General features: G+C 42.2%; 1 protein-coding gene. It reads right to left on the bottom strand.

Going from position 1 to position 595, the window contains the following annotated elements; genetic code table 11:
* The coding region (locus EO244_RS16830; protein WP_206734606.1) for an Ig-like domain repeat protein at positions 1-595 on the bottom strand (595 nt) is incomplete at both ends.

Here is a 595-nt window from a genome sequence, read left to right as displayed (position 1 = left end):
GTTACTATCTGAGTAGAGGTATTTGTGTTTCCTGCGTCATCCGTTACTGTCCAGGTTACCGTATTTACTCCAGAAACTAAACTTGCTGGACTTGCTACAACGCTTGCAACATTACAATTATCTGATGTTGTTGGTGCGGTCAATTGGGAACTGGCATAGGTACAAACCCCAGCATCAGAATTTACATCAATTGGGCCTAAAGTCGCTATCGTTGGATTCTCTGCATCCAATACTGTTACTATTTGAGTAGAGGTATTTGTGTTTCCTGCGTCATCCGTTACTGTCCAGGTTACCGTATTTGCTCCAGAAACTAAACTTGCTGGACTTGCTACAACGCTTGCAACATTACAATTATCTGATGTTGTTGGTGCGGTCAATTGGGAACTGGTATAGGTACAAACCCCAGCATCAGAATTTACATCAATTGGGCCTAAAGTCGCTATCGTTGGATTCTCTGCATCCAATACTGTTACTATCTGAGTAGAGGTATTTGTGTTTCCTGCGTCATCCGTTACTGTCCAGGTTACCGTATTTACTCCAGAAACTAAACTTGCTGGACTTGCTACAACGCTTGCAACATTACAATTATCTGATG

It is taken from the genome of Ancylomarina salipaludis (assembly GCF_004122035.1).
In the GTDB taxonomy this organism is placed as follows: Bacteria; Bacteroidota; Bacteroidia; order Bacteroidales; family Marinifilaceae; genus Ancylomarina; species Ancylomarina salipaludis.
Note: the sequence above shows the minus strand (reverse complement) of the source record. Positions and strands in the feature narration are given on the sequence as shown.